Origin of the sequence: Paraburkholderia madseniana, assembly GCF_009690905.1 — a bacterium.
Taxonomy (GTDB): domain Bacteria; phylum Pseudomonadota; class Gammaproteobacteria; order Burkholderiales; family Burkholderiaceae; genus Paraburkholderia; species Paraburkholderia madseniana.
This window is the reverse complement of sequence record NZ_VOSW01000328.1, coordinates 1-454: the sequence shown is the minus strand read 5'-3', so window position 1 is coordinate 454 and position 454 is coordinate 1. Positions and strand designations below refer to the sequence as shown.

The following is a 454-nucleotide window of genomic DNA, read 5'->3' as shown; positions in this document are numbered from 1 at the left end:
AGGCAGCCGAGACAGGATAACGGAAGGAATTTCGCCGGATTGCCGTGACGATGAAAATGACCATCGTCACGGCAATCCGGCGATGGCTAAACTCGTACCTTGACTTCGGCCGACTAATGGGTGTCGCGGTAAGGAAAGCGGGTCAAGCTAAGGTGATATGCGGAGGATGGCTTATGAAACCAACGAGTAAAATTGCTGGGCGGCAGACAGCGAAATTCTGCCCGAACATTTCATCTGTCCTTTCTTGATCATGTGCATCAATTCGATGCCACTCAGAGTGATGCGCGCGCAGTTGAAATCCTTGAGCCCGAGCATCGGTCGGGTTCTGCGTTTGATGGCCCGATGGTCCTGGTCGGGTAGCAGCAGCGCATTGCTGCGCTGCTGCCCCCTAAGAACCGTACGTGCGCCTTTAGGAGCATACGGCTCAAGCCTCTACAAAGGCATCTATCTACAC

General features: G+C 54.0%; 1 pseudogene. It reads right to left on the bottom strand.

Annotated features, from left to right (window positions below):
• Positions 1-171: 171 nt before the first annotated feature.
• Positions 172-354, bottom strand: a pseudogene (locus tag FSO04_RS46055) (DDE-type integrase/transposase/recombinase); the annotation flags it as partial.
• Positions 355-454: the final 100 nt, after the last annotated feature.